The sequence below is a fragment of the Streptosporangium sp. NPDC006013 genome, from assembly GCF_040614275.1.
GTDB lineage: Bacteria > Actinomycetota > Actinomycetes > Streptosporangiales > Streptosporangiaceae > Streptosporangium.
Window position 1 is genome coordinate 1 of sequence record NZ_JBEXUE010000752.1, and the last position, 3,187, is coordinate 3,187.

General features: G+C 68.2%; 2 protein-coding genes and 1 pseudogene. All 3 read left to right on the forward strand.

Features of this window, described 5'->3' with window-relative positions:
• The first annotated feature begins 143 nt into the window (after nt 1-143).
• A complete protein-coding gene (locus ABZ260_RS48980; RefSeq protein WP_355632247.1) occupies nt 144-1,583 on the forward strand; it encodes an MFS transporter in 1,440 nt (479 codons plus the stop codon).
• A gap of 122 nt (nt 1,584-1,705) precedes the next feature.
• Nucleotides 1,706-2,923 carry a cytochrome P450 gene (locus ABZ260_RS48985; protein ID WP_355632250.1) on the forward strand — a complete coding sequence of 406 codons (1,218 nt, stop codon included), beginning with the start codon at nt 1,706-1,708 and terminating at the stop codon, nt 2,921-2,923.
• A gap of 19 nt (nt 2,924-2,942) precedes the next feature.
• Nucleotides 2,943-3,122 (forward strand): annotated as a pseudogene (locus ABZ260_RS48990) (ferredoxin); the annotation flags it as partial.
• Nucleotides 3,123-3,187: the final 65 nt, after the last annotated feature.

Sequence of the window (3,187 nt, forward strand, 5' to 3'; positions counted from 1 at the left end):
GGCGCGGAGCCTGCCATCGAGGCCCGCGGCCGGCGGCCACGCCGCGGACGGATCGATGCGCGGAACGCCTCCATGGCCGTGGCTAGCGAGTCCGAACCCGGAGAACCCACCGCAGCCCCCGACGAACTGAGGGAGATGGCCACGTGATTCCCGATTCAACTCCCGCCCCGCCTTCCTGGCGGGAACTGCTGGGCCCCGAACATCTCGGAGCTGCGATCGTGCTGGCGGGCGGCGTGCTCGTCGGTGCGGTCAATATCTACCTGGCCTCGAGTCTGCTGCCGACCGCGGTGGCCGACATCGGCGGCGCCGGCTTCTACGCGTGGAACATGACGATCTACCTCGTCGCCATGGTGATCGCGACGATGCTGGTCAGTCGGCTCCTGGCCCGTTGGGGGAACGTCGGCGCCTACCGTCTCGGCTTCGCCGTGTTCCTGGTGGGCTCGCTGGCCTGTGCGGCCAGCCCGGCGATGCCGGTACTGCTGGCCGGCCGCGGCGTCCAGGGATTCGGGGCGGGGGTGCTGTCCGGGCTGGGGTTCGCCGTCATCCGCTCGGCCCTGCCGCGCCGACTGTGGACCCGCGGCAACGCCCTGATGTCGGCGATGTACGGCGTCGGCAACTTCGTCGGCCCGGCGCTCGGCGGCCTGTTCGCCCAGTTCGGCTCGTGGCGCCTGGCGTTCGTGGCGATGGCGGTGATCGCGGCGGCGTGCTGCGCGGTCGTGCCTCGGGTGCTGCCGCGCGGCGAACGCAGCGACGCGCGGGCGCCGGTCCCGGCCGTGTCGCTGCTGCTGGTCACGGCGGCCACTGCGGCTGTCAGCCTGGCGGGAGTGCTGCCCGGCACCATGGCGATGGCGGGCGGCATCGTGGTGGCACTGCTGCTGGTGGCCGTCTTCGTCGCCTACGAGCGGCGCAGCGAGCTACGGGTCTTCCCGCGCACGACCTACCAGGCCGGCTCACCACTGAAATGGATCTACCTGACGCTCGGGCTACTGGCCTTCGGTGTCGCGGTCGAGTCGTTCGTCCCACTGTTCGGCCAGCAGTTGGGCGGGCTGTCCCCGCTCGCGGCCGGCCTGTTCGGGGCGGCCGTCTCGCTCGGCTGGTCATTGACCCAGCTCGGCAGCTCATCGGCCACCAGGGAGCGCACGGTACGCCGTTTGCGCATCATCGGCCCGCTGCTCCTGGCGTCCGGATTCCTCCTCCAGGGGCTGCTGCAGCGCGAGGACACGCCGACCTGGCTGGTACTCATCTGGGTACCGGTGTTGTTCATCGCGGGTTCCGGCATCGGCCTGGCCTACCCGCACCTGTCCGTGGCCGCCATGTCCAGCACCCAGGATCCAGAGGAAGGACGCAGGGCCGCCGCGGCGATCGCCACCGTGACGAGCCTGTCGATCGCGTTCGGCACAGCCGTGGCCGGAGTCCTGGTCAACCTCGGCGACCCGTCGATACTCGACTCGGCACGGTACCTACTGTTCGGATTCGCGATCATCTGCGCGATCGGCGCCATCACCGCACGCGCGGCGAACCGTTCAAGCCGCCCGGAGCCCGCCGAGCCAGCCGACCACACTCCGCTCCAACGGGGCTCGTGACTCGCGATCCACCGACACGACGTCCACCCCTCGGGGCTGAAATGTCCGGCTCGGGCTTTCGATCACCTGTTAGCCACGTGCCCGAGATCCCCCAATGACCGCATTCGATGCGAGGAGATGCCATGGCTGACGCCCTGCCAGAGATGCCGACGTTTCCGATGACCCGTGCGACGGGGTGTCCCTTCGACCCGTCGCCGGAGTTGAGCCGACGACTCGAAGACGCGCCGGTTTCACGAGTGAGGCTGTGGGATGGCAGCACTCCGTGGATGGTGACCCGCTATGCGGATGTGCGTGCGCTGCTCGCTGATCCGCGTGTCAGCGTCGACGTGGCGCAACCCGGATTCCCGCACACCAACGCGGTGAGCAAGGCACGCGACGCACACATGAAGACGCTGATGCAGATGGATTCGCCGGAGCACACCACCCAGCGACGGCTACTGACCTCGGACTTCATGATCAGAAGGATGGAGGCGTTGCGGCCCCGGATCCAACGGATCGTCGATGACCTCATCGATGAGATGCTCGCTGGCCCGAATCCGGTGGACCTGGTGGAGGCATTCGCGCTGCCGGTTCCCTCACTGGTGATCTGCGAACTGCTGGGCGCGCCCTATACCGCCCGCGACCTCTTCCACCGAGTGTCCCGCACGCTCGTCATGGACGAACCCGACCCTGAACAGGCCATGGCCGCCAGCGAGGAACTGAATGCCTACCTGGAGGAGCTGGTGGACAAGAAGAATGCCGAGCCGGGCGACGACGTGTTCAGCAGGCTGGCCGTCGAGCAGTACCGGACCGGCGCGATGACCCGGCGTGAGATCGCCACGGCCGGTCAACTCCTTCTGGTGGCCGGGCACGACACCACCGCGACCATGATCGCGCTGGGCACGACCGCGCTGCTGGCGCACCCGGACCAGTTGAGCGCGGTCCGCGACGCCGGCGACCCCGCACTGGTGGCCAACGCCGCAGAAGAGCTCCTGCGCTACCTCTCCATCACCCATACCGAAGCCCGCCGCGTCGCGCGAGAAGACCTCGAGATCGGCGGCCAGCTCATCCGCAAAGGCGAAGGCATCATCGTGGTGAAAAGCATCGCCAACCGGGACCCCTCGGCCTTCCCCGACCCCGACACCCTCGATGTCCACCGCAAGGCCCGCCACCATGTCGCCTTTGGTTTCGGCGCCCACCAGTGTCTGGGCCGGCCACTCGCCCGAGTGGAACTGCAAGTCGTCTACAGCACCCTGTATCGACGCATCCCCACACTGGCCCTGGCCGTACCGCTGGAACAACTGACGTTCAAGGAGAACGCGGTCTTCTACGGGGTGCGCGAACTGCCCGTTACCTGGTAAATCACACAAGGAGAAACGTATGAAGATCACCATCGACCAAGACGCCTGCATCGGCTCGGGGCAATGCGTACTCAGCTCACCTGAGGTGTTCGACCAGCGCGACGCCGACGGCATCGTCGTGCTCCTGCAAGACAGCCCGGAACCCGGGCTACAGGAGGACGTCCGGGAGGCCGTCCGCATCTGTCCGGCCCTGGCGATCCACGCGCTGCGAGTGCTGGCCTGCTACGCGCCCGAGGACCTGCCGCGCGCGGTGCTGAACGGGCT

What these genes read in the sequence shown, in the direction of transcription:
- ABZ260_RS48985 (WP_355632250.1), top strand. Translation starts at nt 1,706, where the DNA reads ATGGCTGACGCCCTGCCAGAGATGCCGACGTTTCCGATGACCCGTGCG.